At 50.7% G+C, this 1,918-nt stretch carries 2 protein-coding genes; one reads left to right on the top strand and one right to left on the bottom strand.

Going from position 1 to position 1,918, the window contains the following annotated elements:
• Nucleotides 1-152: 152 nt before the first annotated feature.
• Entirely contained in the window at nt 153-1,049 is an 897-nt protein-coding gene (locus ACE5LO_RS27660; RefSeq protein WP_375523125.1) for a LysR family transcriptional regulator, read from the top strand.
• A 185-nt stretch (nt 1,050-1,234) separates the two neighbouring features.
• Here the strand turns inward: ACE5LO_RS27660 and ACE5LO_RS27655 are convergent.
• Nucleotides 1,235-1,918 (bottom strand): exosporium glycoprotein BclB-related protein (locus ACE5LO_RS27655; protein WP_375523124.1); only part of this gene is annotated, 684 nt, incomplete at its 5' end.

Below are 1,918 nucleotides of genomic sequence, written 5' to 3'. Positions count from 1 at the left end.
GGGACTGAGGAGCGGAGCGTACTTGGGGTACGTGAGCACCGGAAGGCCCGGCTGAATTCAAGATTCGATGTCGAGTCTGCTTCCTGACTTCCTTCGTGATCAAAAGATGACTTTTTTGAACAACCTCTTTAAGCAGAAAGCGAGGGTTGTCCATGAATGTACAGCAACTGAAAGTCTTTGTGGAAGTGATGAAAAGAGGAACGCTGCAAGGCGGGGCGGAGCATTTGGGGCTGAAGCAGCCTACAGTCAGTTTTCATCTGCGAAAATTGGAGGAGGAGCTGGGGGTTGAGCTTTTCCGCAAGCATTCCAGGAACCTGCGGCCGACCAAGGCGGCCGAAGAGCTGCTTCCCTATTCACGCCATATTTTGTCCCTGATGGATGAAGCTGCCGAGCGGATGAGCCTGCATGCGGCCCAAACGGGCATCAAGCTGAAGCTTGGAGCGAGCTATACCCCGGCTACCTACTACTTGCCACCTTATCTGGCCGAATTCCGGCACAAATATCCATCTGTTCATCTGCTGTTGAATGTAAAAAAGGCAGAAAGCATGCTGCACATGCTGCGAAATTATGAAATCGACGTGGCGATCGTGTCTTTGCCCCAGGACGAAGAAAAAGGTCTTTGTGTCATTCCGCTGCTTGAAGATGAACTGCAGCTGGTCATGAGCCCTCAGCATCCCCTGGCCAATATAGAGCGTTTGACAGCAGATGATCTGCAAGATGAAACCTTTTTGCTGCACGAAGGCGGCACAACCTCAAGACGGCTGGCGGAAGAATGGGCGTCCGCTATTGGACTGGAGTTCAGATCCACTATGGAGCTGGGGGCTATTGAGACGATAAAAGAATCTTTGAAATACAGTATGGGGATAGGTGTGCTGCCTCTGCGCAGCGTGCTTAGGGAGACAGTAGCCGGGGAGCTTGTGAAACGCTCCCTCCCTGGCGGCGGGTATGTTAACCGCAGATATATCTGTCTGGTGTACCGGGACGAGCCCATTTATTCACAGCATACTAAAATGTTTATTGATTATATGCAGGCTGTAGCGGAACGCTAGGCTACATGCAGCTTAACCGCAGCACGTTCTCCGGGATAGAGAACCCAACCGTTTAGACAAAGAGTACAACTTCTTCAGGCGGCAGTATTGGGCTGACCTAACCAGTACTAAAAAAAGCTTCTGGAAGGTAATTAGAAACCATTCCAGAAGCGTAGATACTATACTATTTAATAATGTTTCTTTTGTTAATTAATACCGACACCGGCACTTGCATAACCTGCAACCGCGGTAGCAATAGCAATGCCGGCAGTTACAGTTATAGCAAACACCATCAGAAGCCGTGTGCCCGCGGTCACCGGTATTCCCAAACCTGATACTAGCCCGCTACTAATTGTTCCAATTGGAAGTAACCCCGTGAGTGATGGAGCTAACGTAACTATCGCGCCTGGAATCGGAGTAAAAATATTGTCAGGTACTGTTGAGCTATATAACTGGGCTGTTACCGTAACTGTTGATCCTATAAGATTCAAAGCCGCTGTCGTACTAAAAAATGCAGCTATTGAGTCGATCGTTCCATTGCGGGGAACAGAGAAGGAAAAGTCAAGAAGTGTTCCTCCTGCCCCTGTAAGATCAATAGTTCCACCGCCAAGCACAGAAACACCCGAGACAGAATTTCCAAATCCGACCAGACCCACTGTCCCGACTAGCCCTGTTAAAAGAGTAGTCAGTGTAACCGGGGTACCTGATGCAAACGGAATGATGGCACCTGCGCCAGTGGTACCCGTCACTCCGGTAACTCCCGTGCCCCCTGTCGCACCAGTGGCTCCTGTTACCCCTGTTGCTCCGGTTGCTCCTGTATCACCTGTGACCCCGGTTGCTCCTGTGGCTCCCGTTGCTCCCGTTGCTCCCGCTGTACCCGTTGCTCCTGT

The sequence above is a fragment of the Paenibacillus medicaginis genome (assembly GCF_042138635.1).
Lineage (GTDB): Bacteria > Bacillota > Bacilli > Paenibacillales > Paenibacillaceae > Paenibacillus > Paenibacillus medicaginis.
The sequence above is the reverse complement of the archived record's forward strand: the minus strand, read 5'-3'. Positions and strand labels throughout refer to the sequence as shown.

Coding starts and splice junctions, on each gene's coding strand:
- ACE5LO_RS27660 (WP_375523125.1), top strand. CDS start 153: ATGAATGTACAGCAACTGAAAGTCTTTGTGGAAGTGATGAAAAGAGGA.